The sequence below is a fragment of the Leptospira wolbachii serovar Codice str. CDC genome (assembly GCF_000332515.2).
Taxonomy (GTDB): Bacteria; Spirochaetota; Leptospiria; order Leptospirales; family Leptospiraceae; genus Leptospira_A; species Leptospira_A wolbachii.
In genome coordinates, this window is sequence record NZ_AOGZ02000008.1 from 280097 (window position 1) to 301505 (window position 21409).

17 protein-coding genes and 1 tRNA gene are annotated in these 21409 nt (G+C 39.2%); 7 read left to right on the forward strand and 11 right to left on the reverse strand.

Annotated features, from left to right (window positions below; all coding sequences use genetic code 11):
• Positions 1–115: 115 nt before the first annotated feature.
• Together lysS and LEP1GSC195_RS03205 are read right to left on the reverse strand one after the other, a co-directional pair.
• Positions 116–1600, reverse strand: a complete 1485-nt coding sequence (lysS, locus tag LEP1GSC195_RS03200; protein WP_198012765.1) for a lysine--tRNA ligase — start codon at positions 1598–1600, stop codon at positions 116–118.
• A gap of 9 nt (positions 1601–1609) precedes the next feature.
• Positions 1610–2248 (reverse strand): hypothetical protein, encoded by a 639-nt coding sequence (locus LEP1GSC195_RS03205; RefSeq protein ID WP_015679917.1) that lies wholly within the window; start codon positions 2246–2248, stop codon positions 1610–1612.
• A gap of 105 nt (positions 2249–2353) precedes the next feature.
• On the opposite strand from LEP1GSC195_RS03205, the gene LEP1GSC195_RS03210 reads away from it, so the two are divergent.
• Positions 2354–2435: transfer RNA gene (locus LEP1GSC195_RS03210), tRNA-Leu, on the forward strand.
• Between the two features lie 1448 nt (positions 2436–3883).
• Here LEP1GSC195_RS03210 and LEP1GSC195_RS03215 read toward each other — a convergent pair.
• Positions 3884–4768 carry an alpha/beta hydrolase gene (locus LEP1GSC195_RS03215; RefSeq protein WP_015680073.1) on the reverse strand — a complete coding sequence of 295 codons (885 nt, stop codon included), beginning with the start codon at positions 4766–4768 and terminating at the stop codon, positions 3884–3886.
• Positions 4769–4838: 70 nt separating this feature from the next.
• Between LEP1GSC195_RS03215 and LEP1GSC195_RS03220 the strand changes: the two genes are divergently transcribed.
• On the forward strand, positions 4839–5270 hold the full coding sequence (locus LEP1GSC195_RS03220; protein WP_015680140.1) for a DUF1499 domain-containing protein: 432 nt from the start codon (positions 4839–4841) through the stop codon (positions 5268–5270).
• 2 nt (positions 5271–5272) lie between these two features.
• Here the strand turns inward: LEP1GSC195_RS03220 and LEP1GSC195_RS03225 are convergent, their stop codons facing one another.
• Together LEP1GSC195_RS03225 and LEP1GSC195_RS03230 are read right to left on the reverse strand one after the other, a co-directional pair.
• Positions 5273–6370 carry an NAD(P)-binding protein gene (locus LEP1GSC195_RS03225; RefSeq protein ID WP_015680097.1) on the reverse strand — a complete coding sequence of 366 codons (1098 nt, stop codon included), beginning with the start codon at positions 6368–6370 and terminating at the stop codon, positions 5273–5275.
• 33 nt (positions 6371–6403) lie between these two features.
• A complete protein-coding gene (locus LEP1GSC195_RS03230) occupies positions 6404–6643 on the reverse strand; it encodes a hypothetical protein (protein WP_015680130.1) in 240 nt (79 codons plus the stop codon).
• 11 nt (positions 6644–6654) lie between these two features.
• On the opposite strand from LEP1GSC195_RS03230, the gene LEP1GSC195_RS03235 reads away from it, so the two are divergent.
• Positions 6655–7278 carry a class I SAM-dependent methyltransferase gene (locus LEP1GSC195_RS03235; RefSeq protein ID WP_015679906.1) on the forward strand — a complete coding sequence of 208 codons (624 nt, stop codon included), beginning with the start codon at positions 6655–6657 and terminating at the stop codon, positions 7276–7278.
• 53 nt (positions 7279–7331) lie between these two features.
• Here the strand turns inward: LEP1GSC195_RS03235 and LEP1GSC195_RS03240 are convergent, their stop codons facing one another.
• The gene (locus LEP1GSC195_RS03240) at positions 7332–8771 is read right to left on the reverse strand and encodes an APC family permease (RefSeq protein WP_015680187.1); all 1440 of its coding nucleotides are present in this window, start codon (positions 8769–8771) and stop codon (positions 7332–7334) included.
• Between the two features lie 141 nt (positions 8772–8912).
• Here LEP1GSC195_RS03240 and LEP1GSC195_RS03245 point away from each other — a divergent pair, with 141 nt between their 5' ends.
• A complete protein-coding gene (locus tag LEP1GSC195_RS03245) occupies positions 8913–9167 on the forward strand; it encodes a hypothetical protein (protein WP_015679859.1) in 255 nt (84 codons plus the stop codon).
• Positions 9168–9241: 74 nt separating this feature from the next.
• On the opposite strand, the gene LEP1GSC195_RS03250 is transcribed toward LEP1GSC195_RS03245, so the two are convergent.
• A complete protein-coding gene (locus tag LEP1GSC195_RS03250; protein WP_232227644.1) occupies positions 9242–10339 on the reverse strand; it encodes a hypothetical protein in 1098 nt (365 codons plus the stop codon).
• Between the two features lie 76 nt (positions 10340–10415).
• Here LEP1GSC195_RS03250 and LEP1GSC195_RS03255 point away from each other — a divergent pair, with 76 nt between their 5' ends.
• Positions 10416–12884: a TonB-dependent receptor family protein gene (locus tag LEP1GSC195_RS03255; RefSeq protein ID WP_040506293.1), complete on the forward strand. Its 2469-nt coding sequence runs from the start codon at positions 10416–10418 to the stop codon at positions 12882–12884.
• Here the strand turns inward: LEP1GSC195_RS03255 and LEP1GSC195_RS03260 are convergent.
• A complete protein-coding gene (locus LEP1GSC195_RS03260; protein WP_015679873.1) occupies positions 12873–14543 on the reverse strand; it encodes an EAL domain-containing response regulator in 1671 nt (556 codons plus the stop codon). The genes LEP1GSC195_RS03255 and LEP1GSC195_RS03260 overlap by 12 nt on opposite strands.
• Before the next feature lie 165 nt (positions 14544–14708).
• On the opposite strand from LEP1GSC195_RS03260, the gene LEP1GSC195_RS03265 reads away from it, so the two are divergent.
• Together LEP1GSC195_RS03265 and pepN are read left to right on the forward strand one after the other, a co-directional pair.
• Complete coding sequence (locus LEP1GSC195_RS03265) at positions 14709–14957, forward strand: RNA recognition motif domain-containing protein (RefSeq protein WP_232227646.1); 249 nt, start codon at positions 14709–14711, stop codon at positions 14955–14957.
• A gap of 41 nt (positions 14958–14998) precedes the next feature.
• The gene (pepN, locus tag LEP1GSC195_RS03270) at positions 14999–17581 is read left to right on the forward strand and encodes an aminopeptidase N (protein ID WP_015680157.1); all 2583 of its coding nucleotides are present in this window, start codon (positions 14999–15001) and stop codon (positions 17579–17581) included.
• Here the strand turns inward: pepN and LEP1GSC195_RS03275 are convergent.
• The 3 genes from LEP1GSC195_RS03275 to LEP1GSC195_RS03285 all read right to left on the reverse strand — a co-directional run bounded on the left by LEP1GSC195_RS03275 (position 17578) and on the right by LEP1GSC195_RS03285 (position 21342).
• Entirely contained in the window at positions 17578–19452 is a 1875-nt protein-coding gene (locus tag LEP1GSC195_RS03275; RefSeq protein WP_015679847.1) for an AMP-dependent synthetase/ligase, read from the reverse strand. The two genes, pepN and LEP1GSC195_RS03275, sit on opposite strands and share 4 nt — an antisense overlap.
• A gap of 31 nt (positions 19453–19483) precedes the next feature.
• Complete coding sequence (locus tag LEP1GSC195_RS03280; RefSeq protein WP_015679842.1) at positions 19484–20899, reverse strand: tetratricopeptide repeat protein; 1416 nt, start codon at positions 20897–20899, stop codon at positions 19484–19486.
• 62 nt (positions 20900–20961) lie between these two features.
• Positions 20962–21342 carry a YopX family protein gene (locus LEP1GSC195_RS03285; RefSeq protein WP_015679939.1) on the reverse strand — a complete coding sequence of 127 codons (381 nt, stop codon included), beginning with the start codon at positions 21340–21342 and terminating at the stop codon, positions 20962–20964.
• Between the last annotated feature and the right edge of the window lie 67 nt (positions 21343–21409).

Consider the following 21409-nt stretch of genomic DNA (forward strand, 5'->3'; position numbering starts at 1 on the left):
TGCTAAAACGAAAAAGCCTCCAAGGATTGAATCCCGGAGGCTTTTTTATGTTTGGAGCAGATCGCAAGAATCCTTTAGATCAACTCTTTTTCATTTTTAGAATCCGCTCGTGATTCTATTCTGGTCTCATTAAAGGAAAGAGGATGGTGTCCCGAATGGAGTGGGAATCCGTGAGTAACATCACAAGCCGATCGATTCCAATGCCAAGTCCCCCTGTGGGTGGGAGTCCATATTCCAATGCGCGGATATAGTCATCATCCATCATAAAGGCTTCATCATCACCAGCTTCTCTTTGTTTCACCTGTTCTTCAAATCGTTCTCTTTGGTCAAAAGGGTCGTTTAACTCAGTGAATGCGTTTCCGATCTCGCGACCGGCCACATAAGGCTCAAATCGTTCCACATACTTTGGATCATCTTCCCTGGATTTAGCAAGAGGAGAGAGTTCTTTCGGAAAATCTGTGATAAAGATTGGTTGGATGAGGTGTGGTTCCACAAGGGAGCTGAAAACATCATCACATACCTTCCAAATGGATACCGAATCAGAAGAGTCCACACCTTTCGCTTTCGCCTGAGCTATGGCATCTTTTAGATCTGTAATTTGGCTAAAATCAATTCCAGAATAGTCTTTTATGATATCAATGTACTTCGCACGTTTCCATGGAGGAGAAATATCGATTTGGTCTTTACCATAAGCAAATTTTAATCCTTTGCCAATGGACTGGGCGACGGAAACAATCATTCTCTCGGTAAGAGACAACATGGCTTCCATATCACCAAAAGCCATGTAGGCTTCCATCATCGTAAATTCGGGATTGTGTTTTGTAGAGATTCCTTCGTTTCGAAAGTTTCTGTTTAATTCAAAAACTCGGTCAAGGCCACCAACGATCAGTCGTTTCAAATAAAGCTCAGGAGCAATGCGAAGGAAGAGTTCCATATCCAATGTATTGTGGTGAGTGACAAAGGGACGAGCTGCCGCCCCACCCGCAATGGGTTGCATCATAGGAGTTTCTACTTCTAAAAATCCTTCATTTGTCAAAAATTTCCGAATTTCTGAAATGATCCGAGAACGCATTTTGAATGTTTCTCTCACGTTTTCATTGACAACCAGATCCACATAGCGCATGCGATAACGTTGTTCTACATCAGAGAAGGCATCATAAACAACGCCGTCTTTTTCTTTCACAACAGGAAGAGGGCGTATGCATTTTGCTAGCAATTGAACGCTTGTTAAGTGGAGTGTGGTTTCTCCTTTTTGCGTTTGAAAGAGCCATCCTTCCACACCAATCCAGTCACCTAAATCTAAAGATTTAAAAATAGAATAATTTTCTTCGCCTAAATCATCTCTTGTGGCGTACAGTTGGATGAGCCCTTCTGCATCTCGGAGGTGAGCAAAACTTGCTTTTCCCATTACACGTTTTGCATGCAATCGGCCTCCCAACTTAAAGGATATTTTTTCTGTTTGGCTCGGATCAAATCCTGTAAGCAGAGATTTTGAATTTGCATTGGGAAAAAAACGAAGTGGGTAGGGATTGATTCCTTTTGCTTTTAAATCGTTAATCTTTTGAATGCGTTGTTGGGTAAGTTCGTTGGAATCTTTAATTTCATCCATTTAAAGGACACCTCTAATATAAGAATACAGATAACGTACAAATTCGCCGGTAATTTCCCGAACCCCATCTTCCGACAAAAACCAATTGGAACCAGAGACATCAGATGGAAATCCATAAGCTGTCACCTTGACAGGCAAACTGGCTAAGGTTTTGCGATAGGTTCCTAAAACTCGTTTGGTTTCATATTCTCGACTAAGGAGTAAGACACTCCCTAAGTTATCGGAAACAGCTATTTTTAATAGGTTTTTGGATGCCTCGTCTGTGTCACCCATTTTGGTTCCTGCGATTACCAAAGAGGATACAAGCCCGGGGCCAATTCCTAAGGAACTCAAATGTTCCTTGATTTTTGTTTCTCTTTCTTGCGGTGAATCGAGTAAATTTTGTGATTTATCTTCTCGTATAACAAGGATCAGCTTTTTGAAATCAGATCGCTGTGCTAATGTCGCCACAGCTTTAAGAATTTTTTTGGATGGCAAGGGGTTTGAGACTTCTAACACAGCCACATCTGACTTTTGGTAAGTTTCAGAGGATTTTAACCAATAGGGGGCGGAAAGGATGAGACCAACCAAAACAAATAAAGGAGAAAGGAAGCCTATTAATAGGAGTTTGAGTCGAAACGTAAGATCGGATACTTGCATACTTGACCCCTACAACCTACTGAAATGTGAGTGCAAGTGACAAGAGAAAATTCATCTCCTTGACGAAAGAACCCGTTTTCCTAACCTGTCCATACATACACACCTGCTCGGATGGTGGAATTGGTAGACACGCTACTTTGAGGTGGTAGTGCCGCAAGGTGTGGGGGTTCGAGTCCCCCTTCGAGCATAAATTATATCCTTCAGACACACTAGACCCAGTTAGAAGCTCCCTCAAGGGTTCGGCGTATTTAACATTGGCTAGAAAACTAAACTCTTCCAGATAGCATTTTGACCACTTCGGGGAAATATATCCATAGCTTCGGAAAGATTGCTTGAGGATATTGTTACGAGCTTCTGCTCCATTGGATGTCACCGATTGTTTTGTTACCCACCTTTCTCTAGACATATTGTATCTAGGATCATTTGATCTTTTGCTATGGTTCACAGATTTATGATTTTTATAATCCCACAAAAATTCATAACCAGTGTCAGTCCAAAGTATGGAAGACTTAGGAAACTTTTCTTCTAAGTCTTTTTGAAGGTAATAACTATTCGCAAGTGGAAGGGAAGTGTAGAATGTCCATTTCCCAACAACTCCAGTAGTATGGCATAGTATCCCTTTCTGTTCCCCGCCAATTGAATTAGAGAGATAAATGGAACTTACTCCAGTGTTATATCTTCTTGAGCGGAAAGAGTTTGCTCGCAAAGAAGAACTGAATAAAATCACAGAATCAGCAACACAAACAGGGTTTTCCTTCGCTATTTCTCTATAGTCTCCTTCACTTGGTAGAGTGATTGGATTCTTCTTATAATGCTCATCCAATTCCAGATACATTTGTTCCCTTAACTTCTCATTAAGTAGAGAACAAAAGATTTGAATTCGTCTTTTGAGCCTATAACTAGCCTTATACGGTAAATTTAACTTTCTGGAAATCTCGCTAGAAGTGTAAGACTTAGGGTAACTTAAAATTTGATTTTCTAGGATATATGAAAAATAGGATAGGGGAAGTTTGAATCTATCTAAAGGGGTGTTCGCTGTTATACTAACTTGTTTGTAACAGTTAGAGCATCTTGCCATTGTAGGTCTGTTTTTGAATTTGTGGAAAACTAAATTAGGGTTAGGGCAATTGCAGGACTTAGGAAATAATTTGGAAAGGATCGTTAGAGTTTTTGTGGCATAGATTTTGTCGAGTTCTGGAGAAGCTTTGAGGGGGTTTGTGTAGTTCTTGAAGGGTTTATTTTTGCGGGGTTTGAGGGAGCTTCTAAGTGGATTAGTGTGTGCTAACGGCCTAATGGGCCTTCGAGCAAAAATCAAACTAATCACAACCCAATCATTCAATACATATAGATCGACTCGAACAGTTTTGTGAGCCGAATCGTTGCGACCCATAGGGAGCAATGATTATGACAAGCCGACCCGGATGGGAGGCGACGAACAAAACCAGCTACAGGCGTGCCTCGGAGCGTCGTTTGGACAAGATGTCCAAACAGCGGAGAGGTCGAGCCCCCTACAAGCAACGCACACGATCTAATATCATCATTATACTCTTCTTAACCTAACGACTGATTGAGTCTTTAGCAATATCACAAAAGATCCATCTTACTTCACCGGAAGGGAGGCTTACGAACAAACACCTACTTCAAATACTTCTGAAAGAAACCAACAGCTCGCGATTCCGCTTCCTTCGGTTCAAAATTCCATAGCCGTTCGTGCCTATTGCATTCGGGTGACCAAAGAGATTTGGGTTCGCCCGCCTTCGCAAATAGATCCAGAGCATGGTGGTAGTCTACATAATCATCCATTTTGCAATGGAAAAGAGCGATGGGTCTTGGACTAATAGAGGCAATTTTGTCAATCGGCCTTACTGAATCGATGTCCATCTCTCCACGTAAGTTGAGTGCGAGTTTAACTACGGGAATGAGAGGGTAATAGTGAATTCCAAAATCTCGTTTCGCAGATTCTACAAGAACATCAATGGCACTTCCATAACCGCTGCTAAAGAGACCGGCTTGGATCTCCGGATGGTCTGCCATCGCAATGATACTTGTGGCAGATCCCATAGAAAAGCCAAAGATGCCAATCTTCTCGTAACCTTTTGTTTTTAAATAGGAAATAGCGGCTGTTACATCTTTTTGTTCATGAAATCCCATGGAAGCAAAACCGCCATGATTTCTACGTAAACTGAGGAGGAGTAAATTATATCCAGCATCGTGAAGGCTTTTTGCAAAGCGAATGCCTTCGTTTCTTTGTCCTCCATGTCCATGCACTAGGATAATTGAAGCTTTAGATTGTTTGGCGGGGATCCAGTAACTAACAAGGTTAAGTTTGTCTTCGGTGGTGATCACCACTTCTTCGAACTGCAAACCTACCTCTGAAGGACCATTGCAGAATACATGGTGGTCCAAGCTGCAATTGACTTTTGGATATAGAACCAAACTAGAAAAATAATAAGCAGCTACGATAAGTAAGATGATACTAATTATCAATACAGAAATGGAAAACTTTTTGATTCGTTTCATGAGCCAATAAAAATAGGAAAATTTACAAATTCTGCAAGTAAAAAATAGAGAGTTTCCAAATTTAGGAGAAATGGAAGCTGCTTTAAGTGTATTCTTTATTTGTTGTATGAGTGTCTTAAGTCCACTCTCTGGGGTCAGCGACGGGGAACTCCGTGGATGCCCGCCATCGCCTAACTGTGTTTCTAGTCAAAGTATGCAATACAACATTGTTCATAAAGTGGATCCGATCACGTACTCCACCTCTCGTCAAGTTGCCTATGAACGGATTGCTAAATACTTTCATGAGTCCGAAAATATTTATATTAGTGAAGAGAAAGAAGGTGAATACATTCGTGTAATTTTTTTCACAAAGGTCTTTCGCTTTCCGGATCGAGTGGAGATTTACTTTCCCCCGGATAAACAGGAAGCTCAAGTTCGTTCCCAGTCGATCCTCGGATTATGGGACATCTTTGCCAATCGAAGGCGCGTGAATCAGTTTCGAGAGTTACTCGCAAAAGAATAAACTTACAATAAATCGTTATGAGAGAGAAAATAAATCCCTCCAATAATCCTTTCGATCTTTGCACCAAAAAGCCAATCACCTAGGATCGTAAACCCAGTATCTTTGCAGAGATGTTTCCAGTTTTCAAAGGCTTCGGAATCCAGATCCAGTGCACCTTCCCTTCCTAGTAGGGGCATCTGTGCTTGCGCATACTTCCACCGATGGTTCCAAATTAAGTTCGGTTCCGGGGCATTGAACTTTTCTTGCAAACCTTTGATGAGATAATCTTTGTATTTTGCGTTCGGATTTCTTTTTTCATCCATCCAATCTTCAAAGTGCGTCTCCGAAAATAGAGCGCCAAATTGTACAAGCAGGGCAGAACCTGTATGAAATTCTTTGGGATACTTGAGACTTTCCCAACTTTGGTATTCCCAATCGCTTCCAGGCTCTAGATTCGTATTGATTGGAATCTTCGCATCTGGATCTAAGGAGAGTGACTTCCATTCGGGTTTCCATTTGTCCCAATAGAAATAACTAACTAATGTTTTACGGTAATCATTATAATTATTTAAAAATTCGATCCATCGATTGAGTTTGGATTTTTCTTTTGAACGATGGAATATCTCTAAAATCTGAGGAATGGGAAGGGTTAAGATGACTGAGTGAGTACAAATTGTATCTGTTTGTTTGGTAGCTGAATTATAAAATTCTAAATTCCAAGTATGATCATCGTTTCGTTCCATTTTCTTTAAAGTATGGCTTTGGATTGGTTTTACATTCCCTAACATAGAAGATACTAAATCGGACATACCTAATGCTGGATAAAAATGGGCATCGCTATAGATAGGTTTTGTCTGTAAAGAAACTGACTCGGACTTCCAAATTTCTAAAATAGAATATTTTGTTTCTTGTCCGAGCCAACGCACTTCCATAGGATCACGAAACATAGTGGCACCAAAGTCAAAGGTAGAGGGATCATTCCCTTGTTTACTAGATACTCTTCCTCCGGAATTTCTTCCTTTATCGTAGACAACCACACTTGGATTTAACATCGCAATGGCGGCTCCAGTAATTCCGGCTCCAATGACTACAGGGACTTGGTAACAATAATTTGGTTCCATAATTTGATCGCTCTTAGTCAAAGCGAATTCAAATTATAATTGTTTAATAAGAGCTTTCAAATCATTAATTAAGGAAAAGGGGACTGGTTTGATTTCTTCGGCAAGTTGGATGGTTTCTTGGATCGTGCGAGTAAGTACCTGCTTTTCCGCAGCATAAGCTGCTTGTGGTAATTTGGACTTGTTTTTTTTGAAAATGGTAACTTTGTTATCAATGATTTCGATCATTTGGTTCAAATACTGAATCTTTTGGTCCATAAACAAAAGATGTAACATAGCAGGAAGAAATGAGAAACCAATTTTTCACTAAAGGACAGAAATTCAGCGTAGGGGATCCAATGACAGATACCTTATGGGATTCTTACCTTCCCGAAAAATTCCAAACTCTTTCTCCTTTCCAATGGACCCCCATTTCTGTCATTGAAAGGACATGGAAATATCTTTCTGCAGATGGTGTGACATCGGTTGTGGATTTAGGATCGGGGGTAGGAAAGTTTTGTATTCATCTTTCTCTTCTTTCCAATCATTCTATTGATATCTTAGGGTTGGAAGATAGAGAGGAATTGGTTTCACTTTCAAACTCTTTGAAAGTAAATTGGGAGACACCTAATGTAGAATTTCGAAAGGAAAATTTTTTAAAAGAATTTCCTGTTGGTCGTTCTCATTATTACTGCTTTAATCCTTTGTATGAAACCATGAAGGGCAGCCATTCCATCGATTCTATTAAACAGAAATCGGCAATTCAGTTTTTGAAAGATTTACAATCCCTAAAACAGAATTTATTATTACTTACACCGAAATCGAAGCTTATCACCTTTCATGGATTTGGTGGAAATTTTTTACCGGGATTTCGAGTTGTAGTAAAAGAGGAGATCTCTGGTGGAGAGTACCTTGTTTGGGAAAGAGAATGAGTTCTTTCCCAAACAAAGTTTTATTGAAGTTCTGAATCTAAACTTCGTTAGGTTCAAGATGTCTTTCTTTGTAAGTGCGGCTTCGCTATCAAAAGATAGAGAAGCCCTGAAGAAATAACAACGAGGGTAGTAAAGATCATTCCATAATTAATAAACCATGGTTCATCGGGAGTCCTCGGCCAAACCATATTGGCGACGGCTGTGATACCATAAAAAAGAGCCAATGCATTGATCCAAACTCCCAGTCTTCCTAAGGTAAAAGAGCCTTTTGGCTTCCAACCATGATAACGTGCATACAAGGCCGCAAGGATAACCATTTGGAAAGCAATATAGATTCCTGCTGAAGCAAAACTAATGATGGTGGTGACTGCATCTTGCAACCAATGCCCCATACTTGCGATAAGAATAGGAATGAGACCTGTAATGAGGAGGGCATTCACAGGAACCTTTCCTGACTTGGAGAGATGGTTTAAGTATTTACTTCCAAAGATCATTCCATCTCGGGCAAATGAAAAGAGAAGCCGGCTTGCTGCAGCTTGTAAGCTGAGTAAACAGGATAAAAAAGATACCATAACCACTACGATGACCATACGATACCCCACAAGACCCATTGCTGAAACAAGAGTTGTGGTTACAGGATCACTGTCTACTCCTGAGATGGCTTTGTCCACATTGGGTAAGGCAAGGAGTAGAGCCAAACAAACAAAGGTGGCAGCTCCTCCTCCAATATAAACAGTCATACGCATGGACTTTGGAATCGCAGAACTAGCATTTGGCGTTTCTTCCGCTACATCCCCACAAGCTTCAAACCCATAATAACAAAACATTGCTGCTACTGAGGATGCTAAAAATGCTGGGAAATAATTAATACCTTCTCCAAAAGAGAAGGTATTCCATAAGATCGATATAGAATTTACTTTTGCAAAAATTAATAAATAACCACCAACAACTACAGCACCGATCAGTTCACATAAAAATCCAAAAAATGCAACTTGGGCGAGAAGTCTTGTTCCACTCAAATTGAGAATGGTAGAGCAAAGAATCATAAGGATGGCAATCCAGATAAAACCCGAGTTGCCAAATTCCACACCAAGGAGTTGGTTAAGAAAAGGAGCACCACCAACCGCAACGGCAGCAACTGTAGTAAAAAGTGCCCAAGCATAAACCCATGCTGACATCCAAGCCCAACGTTCTCCTACCAATCGGAGCGCCCAGGGATAAATTCCACCAGAGATCGGATACTGGGACACGATTTCCCCAAATACCAAACAGACTAGAAATTGTCCAAAACCCACGAGAAGGTAATTCCAAATCATGGGAGGACCACCTGCTTGGATGGCTAGGGCAAATACGGAATAAACTCCCACCACTGGTGAGAGATAAGTGAAACCAAGGGAAAAATTTTCCCAAAAACTCATACTGCGTTCAAATTCGGATTTGAGTCCGAGAGCTTCTAATTGTGCCGAATCCCGATCCATAGATTTTTGATTCATGAAACGTCCTTGTGTATAACTTTTCTTTTTTGATTCCAGGATTGGTTTTAGAAGAGGCCTTGTTTTCTACAAACGATTTTGTTTTTCCATTGACGAATGAAATTTGTGAAACTAACTTCTTTTCTGTTACGGAAATAAGATATGAAACAAACAATAATATTAGCAATGCTATTATCACTTACGCTTAGTTGCGCCAGTTCGGAATCAAAAGACGGTGCTTCCGATGAACCCGGTCTTATGAATAAAATCATTGAAAAGGCCAATTCAGAAGAGGGCCAAAAGGCAATCCAAATGGGAAAGGAGAAACTCCAAGACCCTGCCACACAAGAAAAACTAAAAGGATTACTCTCTAAGGAAAAAAAGAAAAAAGAAGTCCCTGGCGTTCCCGCACAGTAATTTCTGTAAACTTTTTTACATAACCTATCTATCGAATTACCGGATAGGTAGGTTATCGTCTTAAACTAAAAACTTCAAAATCTTCCAAATTCTTCGTTCCCTCCCGATAGTTTCCCAATTTCCTTTTGAATCCAATTTAATACTTGGATAGAATCACTCGGTTCACAAAAGAAATGTAAAGAATAGGTCTCCGTAGAATGATCGTTCACTAGATATAGCGTATTTTGTTTTAGTAAAATTTCCTCCCAATTGGCAAAAGGATAGAGCTTTCCATTCCAATACATTACGTCATTTGAGATTTTGATTTCCTTTTTTCTTTTCTTATTCCACCAAACATACGCTAAAGGTAAAAAGCCGAATCCAAAAGAAAGAATGAAAAATGTCACTTGGTAAGTGTTTGGAGGAAATGTCTCCCATGAGGTAACGGAAAGATCAAAGGCTGAACCAATAAAAAAATGAATCATTAAAGTAAAAGCAAAACTTACACTGGCTGCAACCAAAGTATATAATTTAGGATTATAGTTTGATTTGAGTAGGTTATCCTGACCGATCTTCTCAATAGAAATTTGGGAACTTGGACTGAAAGTAATCTCCGATTCCCAAACTTCTTTTGGAATTTTTCTTTTATGAATTGGCAGATCAAGTTCTGTATAAGGGATTAAGACTCCAGATTCATTTTTTATGGACACTTTTAAGAATTTTGCAATTCTTTCACCTATCAAACGTAATTCGGGGAAAATTGTCGATTCTGCAAGAGGAATTGTTTCCCCATTCCATTGGCCGAGAACAGTATATACGGTAATTGTTTTTGATCCATTTTTTGTTTTCACAGTATAAGTATATTCTGAGTACGTTAGAAATTGGAGTGAGTCCCAGGGAATGGTTTTGACTTGTTTGTTGGTTTCCATCAAACGAATGGATCTGTTGATCGAATCTATTTCGGTCCATTTAGGCTTTTGCAAAACTTTTAGTAGGAAGTGTGGCATTAAAAAAAAGAAAAAACCCATTCCACAGACCACCACGAGAATTAAGGGATCTGTATTGAAAATCTCTGAACTATATAAGGTTGGGATAAGGATTCCTAGAACGACTATATCCATAGCGACGAGAATCCAATGGATCGTGGTATTGTTTTTTGAACGGTGGTCTCTAAAGCGTAAGGTCGATTCCATATTGGTTCCTTCTGGGAAATTTCTGTTGACCTTAGGGACTCTAAATGAACTCTTGTCTCAAAATCAAATTATATATATGAAAATAAAACCAATTCTTAAAATTACTCTCTCTTTCTTATTGGTTCTTTGCCTAATGGGGGGCAATGTTTTTGCACAAGAACTTGGACCTAAGGCAAATCCCGAAGAAACTCTACCGACAAATCCAAATGTCGAAAATCCAAGTCCAGAAGAGAATCCTGAAGATCCGAAATGGAAGAAAGCAGAAATTCGGGTGATCGGAGATAAAAAAGACTTAAAACGAATTCCTGGTTCTGCGACCATCATTACGAAAAAATTTTTAGAAGAGACTCGGCCAACGGACAATATGGAAGTTTTGCGTCGTGTTCCAGGAGCTAACATCCGTTATCAAGATCCTGCAGGTCTCACTATGAATTTGGGATTTCGGGGTGTGAGTGGCGAGGTTTCAAGAAAGGTTCTTATCCTTGAAGATGGTCTATTTACTTCTTTAAACCCTTATGGGGAACCCGAAATGTATTATACACCATCTATCGAACGAATGGAACGCATTGAAGTGGTGAAGGGTTCAGGTTCCATTCTTTTTGGGCCATCGACCATCGGAGGGGTTGTCAATTTTATCACAAGACGTCCTCCTAAAGATCCCACGCTGAGTATCCAAACTATTGGGGGTGAAAATGCTTATTTCAGCCAAATGGTAAACTATGGTGGGACTTTTGGAAACACTGGATTTGACGTTAATGTCCTCAGGAAACAAGGTGATGGTTTTCGGGCGAACCAAGGTTACTTTGTGAATGAAGCAAATGTAAAAACCATACATCAGTTAAATGAGAAACACAATATTACTACTAAGGTTGGTTTTCACCAGCAAGAATCCCAAGCCACTTATGTGGGTCTTACCACAGGGATGTTTCAAAATAATCCTAAAGACAACCCTGCACAGAATGACAAACGAAGCATAGAACGTTATAGTTTTTCGATAGGACACGAGTGGACGATATCGGAAAAAACAAAAATGATTACGCGGGTGTATTCAGCTTATACAGAGCGTAATTGGGCTCGGCAAAACTATTCACGAAATTCAAGAGGTAGCACAATTCCCTCTGATGCCATCGCCACTTATGATGGAGAACCTTATACATCTAGAAATAGTGATACCATTTGGATGCGAGGCACCAACGCTCATAGAGATAGAACATATAAATTTGCAGGTATAGAAACCAAATTACAAACAGAGATTGAAACAGGTCCCATCAAACATGAAATTGATTTGGGTACACGTTACCATATTGATATGGCAAAAGTTCAACTTCTCAATGGTCCTACAACACCAGACTTTGTTGTATACCCCAATGGAGTTGGATCAACACCGGCAGTTCTTTTACAATCCCAAACCAGTTTAGCCAATAGTGGAGAACTTAGGGATGATGAAAGACGTTCTGCAAAAGCGGTCTCTGTATATTTGCAAGATAGAATTCGCCTAACAGAGAAATTTTCTGTCATTCCTGGGGTTCGTTATGAATCCTTCACACAAACACGATCTATCAATCGTGCCAGAAGAGATTTTGATCCAGCTACCTTTGATTATTTTGCAGGAACAAATCCAACGGTTCAATTGGATAAAACAGCGACCACAAGAAACCAAATCGTTCTCCCCGGTTTTGGAACTACTCTGGATTTTGCAAAAAATATGACCTGGTTTACTGGAGTTCACCGTGGTTTTTCTCCTCCAAGATATGAATCTGCCATTTCTCCGACTGCTGAAGATTTAGTATTAAAACCAGAAAGATCCTGGAACTATGAAACGGGTGTTAGGGGAGATCTGACCGAATACTTAAGTGGTCAATTGGTTGGTTATTTATTAAACTTTGAAGATCAAATCATTAATAGTTCTGCCGCAGGTGGAAATTTTGGCTCAAGACCTGTAAATGCGGGAAGGTCCATTCATAGAGGTGTGGAATCCAATATGACTTTTGATTTTGGTCAATTTTGGAAACTGAACTATTCAATCCCTCTCGACATTATTTATACTAGAACGGAAGCAAAATCTAACCAATATACGTATAATCTTAATGCATGGACAAGAGGAGATTCCAATCCTTTAGCGCATATTGATACCAATGGGAACCGCCTTCCTTATGTTTCAAGAGACATTCTCACACTTTCTATTGGAATTTCTAGTCGGAGTACGGGGTTTTATGCGCGAGTGGAGTGGCAGTATTTTTCAAAACAATTTCATGATTTAGAAAACTCTAAAACTGTGAGTTGGTATGATACTGCTGGCTCTACCGCAGCCAATAGAACCATGCTTAATTATGCAGGAATTAAATCAGATGTTTCTGGACTTGATGGAGAAATTCCTGCTTATGAACTTCTGAATGCAAATATTGGTTACAAAAAAGACAACTGGTCCGTGTTTCTTTCGGGGAAAAACTTACAAGACAGAAAATACATTTCTTCCCGTTTGCCAGAAGGAATCCAACCAGGTCCTTTTCGTCAGATTAATTTTGGTGTCACCTTACAGCTGTAAATTGGCTTCTGCAGGTATGGCAGGGGACGGTTTCATAAATAAATACCCTTGGGAATACTCGATACCCAAGGTTTCAATCATGTCTTGAATGGCAGGGCGATCTACAAACTCTGCAACAACTTTGGCTCCAATTCCCCGAGCCAGTTCTACAATCCCTTGTACAAGAAGGTAAGCAGTTTTATTCTCTGGTAGGTTTTTGATAAACTGACCATCGATTTTTAAATAGTCAGGATCAAATTCTAATAACCTTGCAAGGTTAGAATACTGGACTCCAAAATCATCAATCGCAATTTCACAACCAATACTTTTCAAATCACGAATGGTAGATAAACTATTTTTGTTTTCGGAAAAACTAATGTCTTCTAAGATTTCAAACGTAACACGGCTCGGATCTATTTTGTAATTTGCTAATTTTGTTTCCACCCACTTACTAAAACTTTTATATTCCAATTCAGATTCGGTAAGGTTGATGGAAAAGTCAAAGGATTTGTCTGAAAAATAATTCATGGATTCATCAATCATTTGCAAACCGATCATTCGGATGCTTCCTGTGACTTTTGCTAGTTTTAAAAAGACATCGGGTGTAAGGATGGCATCTCTATCTTTGATTCTGGCTAAACATTCGAATTTTCGAATTTGTTTTGTTTGGTTATCTACGATTCCTTGGAAATAGGGGACAATCTGTTTGTTTGTGATGGCAGATTGAATTTTTTGACTGAGTTGAAAGTTTTGAAGATGGTGGTCTGTGGAAAGATCATCTGTATAGGATACAAAATCGGAGGAACCTTGTGCCTCTGCACGAAATAAGGCAAGTTTCGCTTTGTAATAACAATCTTCTTGCCCTGCGGCGGAAGAATACCGACAATCCAGATGGAACCCAACTCCATCTAAGATCAAATCATCTGATTTTAAAATCATACGAAAACTTCTGATTTTTTCGACTAATTCTTGTTCGGAGAGATTTGATAAAACTGCAATTTCATCGGAATAGATATGAAATACTTTTTCTTCGTTTTGTAAGTGAACGGAAAGCAGTTGCAATAGCTTTTTAAAGAGCTTTCTATACACTTCAATCCCATAAGTTTTGATGATGATGGGAAAACTGACAATTTTGATGAGTAAAATGGATTGGTTGTTTTTTAGATTTCCCTCTCCTTTTAATTGTTTTACCAAGGATTCAAAATTAGGGTATTTGGAATCTCTGTGAAAATAGAGAGAGTCAGCCAGTTCCTTATTTTTTTCTTCTAAGGATTTCTCTTGGAAATAAGCATCAATGGCTTGTTTGATGGTCAGTTCTAAATCGTGTGCATCCCAGGGTTTGGAAAGATACCGATACAAACAGCCGTGGTTGAGTGCATTCCCTATGGCTTGTGCCGGTGCTTGTCCGGTAAGCATAATTTTTTTAGTGCGCGGATGGGTTTCTTGCATTTCAATCAGGAATTCATCCCCTTTTTGACCAGGCATCACGTGATCACAGATCACCACAGCCAAGTCTCCGGAAGATCCCGCAATTTCTTTCATGATTTCTTTCGCAGTTTCCGCACTTTCCGCCGTTTCGATAGTAAAACTAGATCCAAAGACTTTTTTTAATTGTTCCTTTAAATTCCAAAGAATGAAGAATTCATCATCGATGCATAGAATATACGGTTTTTCGTTCAAAGGGGTACCTGGAGAGCGATTCAAATAAATGTCATCTTTCAGAATATGCAAGAAATATTTGATGTTGACATTTTCTTTGCATTGTGTCTAATCGACCCCGTTCCCAGGACATTGGGACATGCATTGTGTTTTACGAGGATAGGAATGGTTTCTAACAAAATATATGTGGGAAATTTAAAATTTTCCCTTAAGGAAGAAAATATACGCCAGATTTTCTCCGTTTACGGAGTAATTCAAGATCTGAAAATGATTCATGACCGGGAAACTGGAAATTTTCGAGGGTTTGCTTTCATTACCTATGCCAGTCCTGATGAAGCAGAAGAGGCTGTGACCCAGATGAATGGACAACCTGTCGATGGTAGGAATCTCAAGGTTACCTTTGCCGAGGATAAAAGAAAAGAGAAACAGAATTAAAATTCACTTTTCTGGGATGGCCTATCCCATAAAGAAGGAGGATGACATCCTCCTCCTCCACTTCTCCTGTCCACAAACTGGAAGACTACAGACCAAGCCCCTGGCTTACACCTTCATTAGAATTACGATTTGACCTAGATTTGCACCTGACAGTTGTCAGAGCCGATTACGAAGTGGTTCTCCAAGCAGAAAAAATAGAACCACTTTTTTTAAATGGAGAATCTTTAGAGTTTTTATCCCTTCGCATAGATGGAGCCATTGTGGATCCAGAGGATTACCAGGTTTCTCCTACGGGAATTCTCATTTTGTATCCTCCGAAAGAATCTTTCCGCCTTACCGTAGAAAATCGAATTTGTCCTGCTGAGAATACCTCTTTGGAAGGTTTGTATAAATCCGGTTCCATGTTGTGTACCCAAAACGAACCAGAAGGATTTCGTAAGATTGTTTATTCCATTGACAGACCAGATAATATGATGCGGTTTCGTGTCACCATTTCAGGAGAGGAATCACTTTTTCCTGTTATGTTGTCCAACGGGAATTTGCTTAGCGAAAAACAATTAGAAGGTGGAAAACGGGAAGTGGTTTGGGAAGACCCTTTTCCAAAACCATCCTATCTTTTTGCTCTTGTGGCCGGAGAACTTTTGGAAACCAAGGATTCTTTCCAAACTGGGTCAGGTCGACAGATCACTCTTAAAATTTTTGTGGAAAAAGGAAATGAGGAAAAGGTTAGTTTTGCTTTTGATTCTTTAAAAAAAGCAATGAAGTGGGATGAAGATACCTTTGGCCTAGAATATGATTTAGATCTTTTTATGATTGTAGCCGTGGAAGACTTCAACATGGGTGCCATGGAAAATAAAGGTTTGAATTTATTTAACGCAAAACTCGTCTTAGCTGATAAAAAATCGGCAACTGATGAAAGTTTCGAATCCATTCTTGCTGTGATTGCTCACGAATACTTTCATAACTGGACAGGGAATCGGGTTACCCTTCGTAATTGGTTTAACCTGACACTGAAGGAAGGACTGACTGTATTTCGGGACCAATGGTTTACCGAAGATATGACAGATCCTGCTGTCAAACGGATCAAAGATGTTTTGTTCCTAAAAGAATTTCAATTTCCAGAAGACCAAGGACCCATGTCTCATCCCATCCTTCCCAAATCTTATCGGGAGATGAATAATTTTTATACGGTAACAGTTTATGAAAAAGGTGCAGAAGTCATTCGATTGGTATCAGAGCTTATCGGCAGAGAAACCTTTAAAAAAGGCCTTAAACTCTATCTTTCTAAATATGACGGACAAGGTGTGACCTTTGAAGAATTTGTTTCTTCGATGGAAGAGGCTGCCGGCCATTCCATCCCCAATCTTCGAAATTGGTACCACAGAGGCGGAACTCCCTTATTATCCGTTCAGGAAAAATATTCGAAGGATTCCAATGAATGGATTTTGGATTTATTGGATACTGGTGCCAGTGAATATCCCTTAGTATATTCGAATTCGATTGCAGTTTTTGACAGAGAAGGAAAACTTCTTACGGAAGAAAAACGAATCATGTCCGGGGCCCGCGACCAAATTCGTATCGCTGCACTAGACTCAAAGGGAACAAAGCCCATAGTCTCCTTATTTCGTTCTCTTTCGAGTCCCGTGCGATTGGATTACAACCAATCAGATGAAGAAATACAAGTTTTAGCCAAGGTAGAAACCGATGGAGTCTCCCGTTTTTTTGCCTTTCAAAATTTGATTTTTGATTGGTTTCGTAAATCGATCGCATCCGGTAGGGAAGAGAACTTTTCTATCATTTTGGAAACGATTGCTGATTCTTTTGGGGTAGGATGGGAAAAAACATACTATAGTTTTTACCTTTCCTTTCCTGGGTTAACCCAAATCAGTGAAAACATTGGTTGTTATGAGTTTACCAAAATTCAGAAATTACGCGTGTGGGCCATTCAAAACATTTCCACTACCTTTACCAAAAACTTTCAAATTCTTTTGGAAGAAAACAGAAAAACCATTCCCATCCAAACCAAAGAAGAAATTGGAAAACGAAAACTAAAGAATATTGCCCTTTATTATCTGTTATACGATCCTTCCAGAAAGTTTGAAAGATTAGCAGTTATGGAACAAAGAGAAGCCAAACATATGAGTGAAGAGGTTTCTGCGATGAAATTTCTTTTGGAAGTGGATTCGAAAGAAAAAGAAAATGCCGTGAATCTTTTTTTTGAAAAGTGGAAGAAGGATAGTTTGGTTTTAGACGTATGGTTTGCCGCTCAAGTAACTGCTGGGGAAGATCGTTGCAAAATTGCCGAAAACTTAGAAAAACATCCTCAGTTTAATATTCGGAATCCAAATAAGGTTCGGTCATTGTACTTTAGTTTGGCGAGAAATCCTTTAAGCTTCCATAAAGAAGATGGAAGTGGATATACTTTTCTTTCCGAACGGATCAAACGTTTGAACGAAATCAATCCACAAATGGCCGCAGCCTTAACAAAATTATATTCTCCTGTTTCGAAACAAAAGGGAAATCTTCCTAAAATTGCCAAAAGAGAACTGGAAGGTTTAGCCGCTCTCCCGAATCTTTCTAAGGAATTGGGAGAGGTTTTAGGAACGATCTTAAATTCGCTTTAGTTGTACATGGATTTGATTAAGTCTTTGTATTTATCATGAATGACGTTTCTTTTCATTTTGAAAAGATTCGTCAGTTCATCTCCCACTTCCATGGCTTTTGGTAAAAACCGAAAGTCAGAAAGTTTTTCAAAGGATTTGAATCCGTTTTCTGAGGAGATTTGTTTTTTGATGATATTTTGGAAATAAAGTCGGATCTCTTTGTTTTGGTTTAGGTCTTCACCTTCTTTTACAATGAGTCCCGCTTCTTTCATCCGATCTTTTTCTGGCCAAACAAGTGCTGTGAGAGATTTTTGATCCTGACCTACCACAATCACCTGATTGATAAGAGCATTTTCTAGAAGTAAATTCTCAATAGGGACTGGTTCTACGTTTTCTCCGCCCAATAAAACGATGGTATCTTTCACTCGCCCGCGGACCGAAAGGGTGTCATTAAAAGAAATAAATCCTAAGTCTCCCGTATTCATCCAACCGTCATGAATGGCTTTTGAGGTAGCTTCTTCATTTTTATAATAACCCTTCATCACTTGTGGGCCTTTGATGTGAATGATCCCCATTTTTCCTTTGGGAACGGATTCTCCTTGTTCATTGACAATTTTAACAGCAGTGCCATCTGGCCATTTTCCCACGGATCCTTGCACCACATTCCCCACAGATCGGACGGAAATAATAGGTGCACATTCTGTCATACCATATCCTTCATACACAGGAATTCCAATGACATTAAAAAATTCATCTACATGGGAAGGAAGTGCTCCACCTCCCGATATCGTTCCTGTTAGGTGGCCTCCTAAAACATCTCGAATTTTAGAAAAAACCAATCCGTCTAAAACCTTCGCAAGTAAATATAGATTTAAAACATAACCAAGGGATACTGCTGTATTTTTTGCCCTTTCAAAAGGGGACTCTTCTTTAGTGAGAAGTCTGTTACCCGCTAAATAGTCTTGGCCATCTTTGAATTTTTTGCAGATATCATAAGCAAAATCAAAAAGTTTCCGTTTGTTTTCTGGAGCTTTCTCTAACTTTTGTTTGATGCCAAGGTAGAGGTTTTCCCAGAGTCTTGGGGCTGAGGCCATAAAACTTGGTTTGATTTTTTGGAAATCATCCCGCAAGTCCCGGATGTTGGTATAAGCAATGGAGGCTCCTTCTGCAATGATCGCATAGTCAATGGCCCTTTCAAAGATATGCCAAACAGGAAGGATGGAAAGTGTCTTATCGGAATTTTTTAGTCCGACTCGCGGAGGAACTTTGATCACATTATATACCATATTTTGATGGGTAAGCATTACACCCTTTGGCATTCCGGTAGTGCCTGAAGTATAAATTATGGTAAATAGATCATCTGGTTTTACTTGTTTGGATCTGAGCTCCAGTGAAGGTAGATTTTTGCGATGTGTTTCTCCATCCTGAATCAAAGTTTCCATGGGAACTGCGAGTGTATCCTTAGAACGAAATCCAGGATCTAAGATAATGACTTTTTCCACTTTCGTATTGGAAAGGATAGGTTTTAACAAATCATATAACTTCTCGTGTTCTACAAAACAATATTTGCTTTCAGAGTGGCTAAGTATATACTCAATTTCCTGAGGAGTAGAATCAGACCCACGCGGAACATTGATGGCCCCATTTAACAGGGTGGCGATATCGGCGATGGCCCATTCCGTTCGGTTGTCCGCCATAAGGCCAATTCGATCTCCCGGTTGGATTCCCATTTGTAAAAGGGATAAGGCAAGATTTTCTGCTTTATGAAATATATCTGAAAACGTACGACCTATAAAGTTTTTTCCTGCATCCTTTCCAAAGAACATTTCTTTAGAGCCATAGGCTCGATTGGCATAATAAAAAACATCATTCAGCGTCGTAAAATTTTTCATTGATCTTGTTAGTCTCCGTAGGAGCTGACTATCATTGTTTTTTTTGTTTATTCAAGTAATATTTTCTTTTGTGTGATTTCCCATTTGGGGACTCAAAGAATGTTTCAAAGAGAGGGTCTGCATTCATTTTGTCCATCAAATCAAAATCATAAAGTAGTGCTTGGTGAGTCCAAAGGTTTCCTTCTTGGTCTCGCTTTGTTGCAAATGCGGCTCTGGCTAACTTGTAATACACTACGGGGAGAAATTCGCGTTCCCCTCCTAAAATTTGTGCACGTTTTAAGTTGGTGTAGGCTTCATCCCAGCGACCAAGGTTTAGTTCACAGGAACCACGATAGTAAAATAGGAAAAAACGTGGATAGGCTGTGAGCCTGCGGCTATTCAGTTTATCCAAACTCGCTAAGCAAGAAACGGGATCTTTGTCCATAAAATGTGAATAAGCGAGGTTGAGTAGGATTTCGGGACTGATTTCTCCATGAGTTTTCCGATAGATTTCGGCAGTTTTTTGATAACTATCCTTGGCCGTTTTATAATCACCAAGAACGTATAAATAATAATAAGATTTATAAATGAGTACATCCAAAGAATCTGATTCACAAGCGCGATAGGAAAAAAATTCATCCAATGTTTTTGTAAAAGATACAAAGTCTCTTTCATTGTATTCAATGTTTGCTATTTTTTTTAAAAGGGAACAGGTTCTGGAAGTTCCATTGGAAACTTCTTTTTTGTATTCTTTCAAAGACTTCCGATAGGCTTTGAGAGCCTCTTGGAATTTTTGATTGTTTTCTAACTGAACAGCTTCTCTCTCTTCTTTTTCACCAACTCCTTCACAATAAGATTCTTTTCCATTTTCATAATGACAAATTCGTTCTCGAAACCCGTTTTCATTTGCATCGTGTTCGATCCGAACTAGCTGGCAATTTTTAAAATACCACCATTCATCCATAGCTCCAAAATCATTTTTGTCTTTTGTGATTTCTTTGGGACAACCCGAGTGTGAATAATAAGTAAAACTATCCTTTTTCCCATTTTTTGTTTCATCTTCTTCGGTTAAAAATAGTTGGCCCTTGTTGTCGTAGTAATCCCAGCGGTAAGGAAAAAATTCTTCTTCATTCAAAAAGAAGGAGAGTTTTAAAAGGGATGAGTTTCCTTCCTTCCAAGCGGAAAAACAGGAAAATGACAGTTTCCCACTCAGGAAATTTTGTGCAGGGTCACCATAAAGATCTGTTAGGTGGGATCTGATGTCTTCTTTAAATCTAGGGTAAGGATAGTTTGTATGGTATTTGTCTATGTACTTTTGGCAGAACCAAAAAACTTCATGATTAAGCGATTCTTTAAAAAGAACCGTCGGAATTTCCCCACCCAATCGAAAGCTAAAACGTTTCGGGCTATGATCGGTTATTTCAAACTTTTCTTTTGTATTTTGGACAGCTTTCCAGTAGTCCTCCAAGAGATTTGCCCTTAGAGGTAAGGATAATAAGAATAGGGAAGATAGAAATAAAAATAGAAATCTCAAGATTTACTTTTTAAATACAAATCATATAGGATGGGATTTTCATACGGGTTTCCTACTTTTCGCATGGAAAACAATTGGAGTAGAGGAGGGCCATTTTCTAAGTAAAAGGCACCATGTTCATTGTTGTAACGTATGACACCTGTATGTTGGGTGAGGTTTCCACCTTTAGCAACTGTGTGTTCAATGATATCTTCTTCAAATAAATCTTTGTCGTATTTGTCTTTGAGTCCGGTAAAACTATTAACAATAAAATTGTCTTCGTTTGTAATGGGTTGTCCAAACTTTAAAAGTTTCCCATCGAGGGTTAAACTAAAGCCTTTCTGAGTGAATTCTTTTTCTTGTTTGTCCCAAACTCGGAACCGGATTGTGAATGCCATAACTGGAACCAAATTAAGCGATGCGAAGTCCTTTCCAAGAAAAATTCAAAAAAAAATCAGTGGTCAA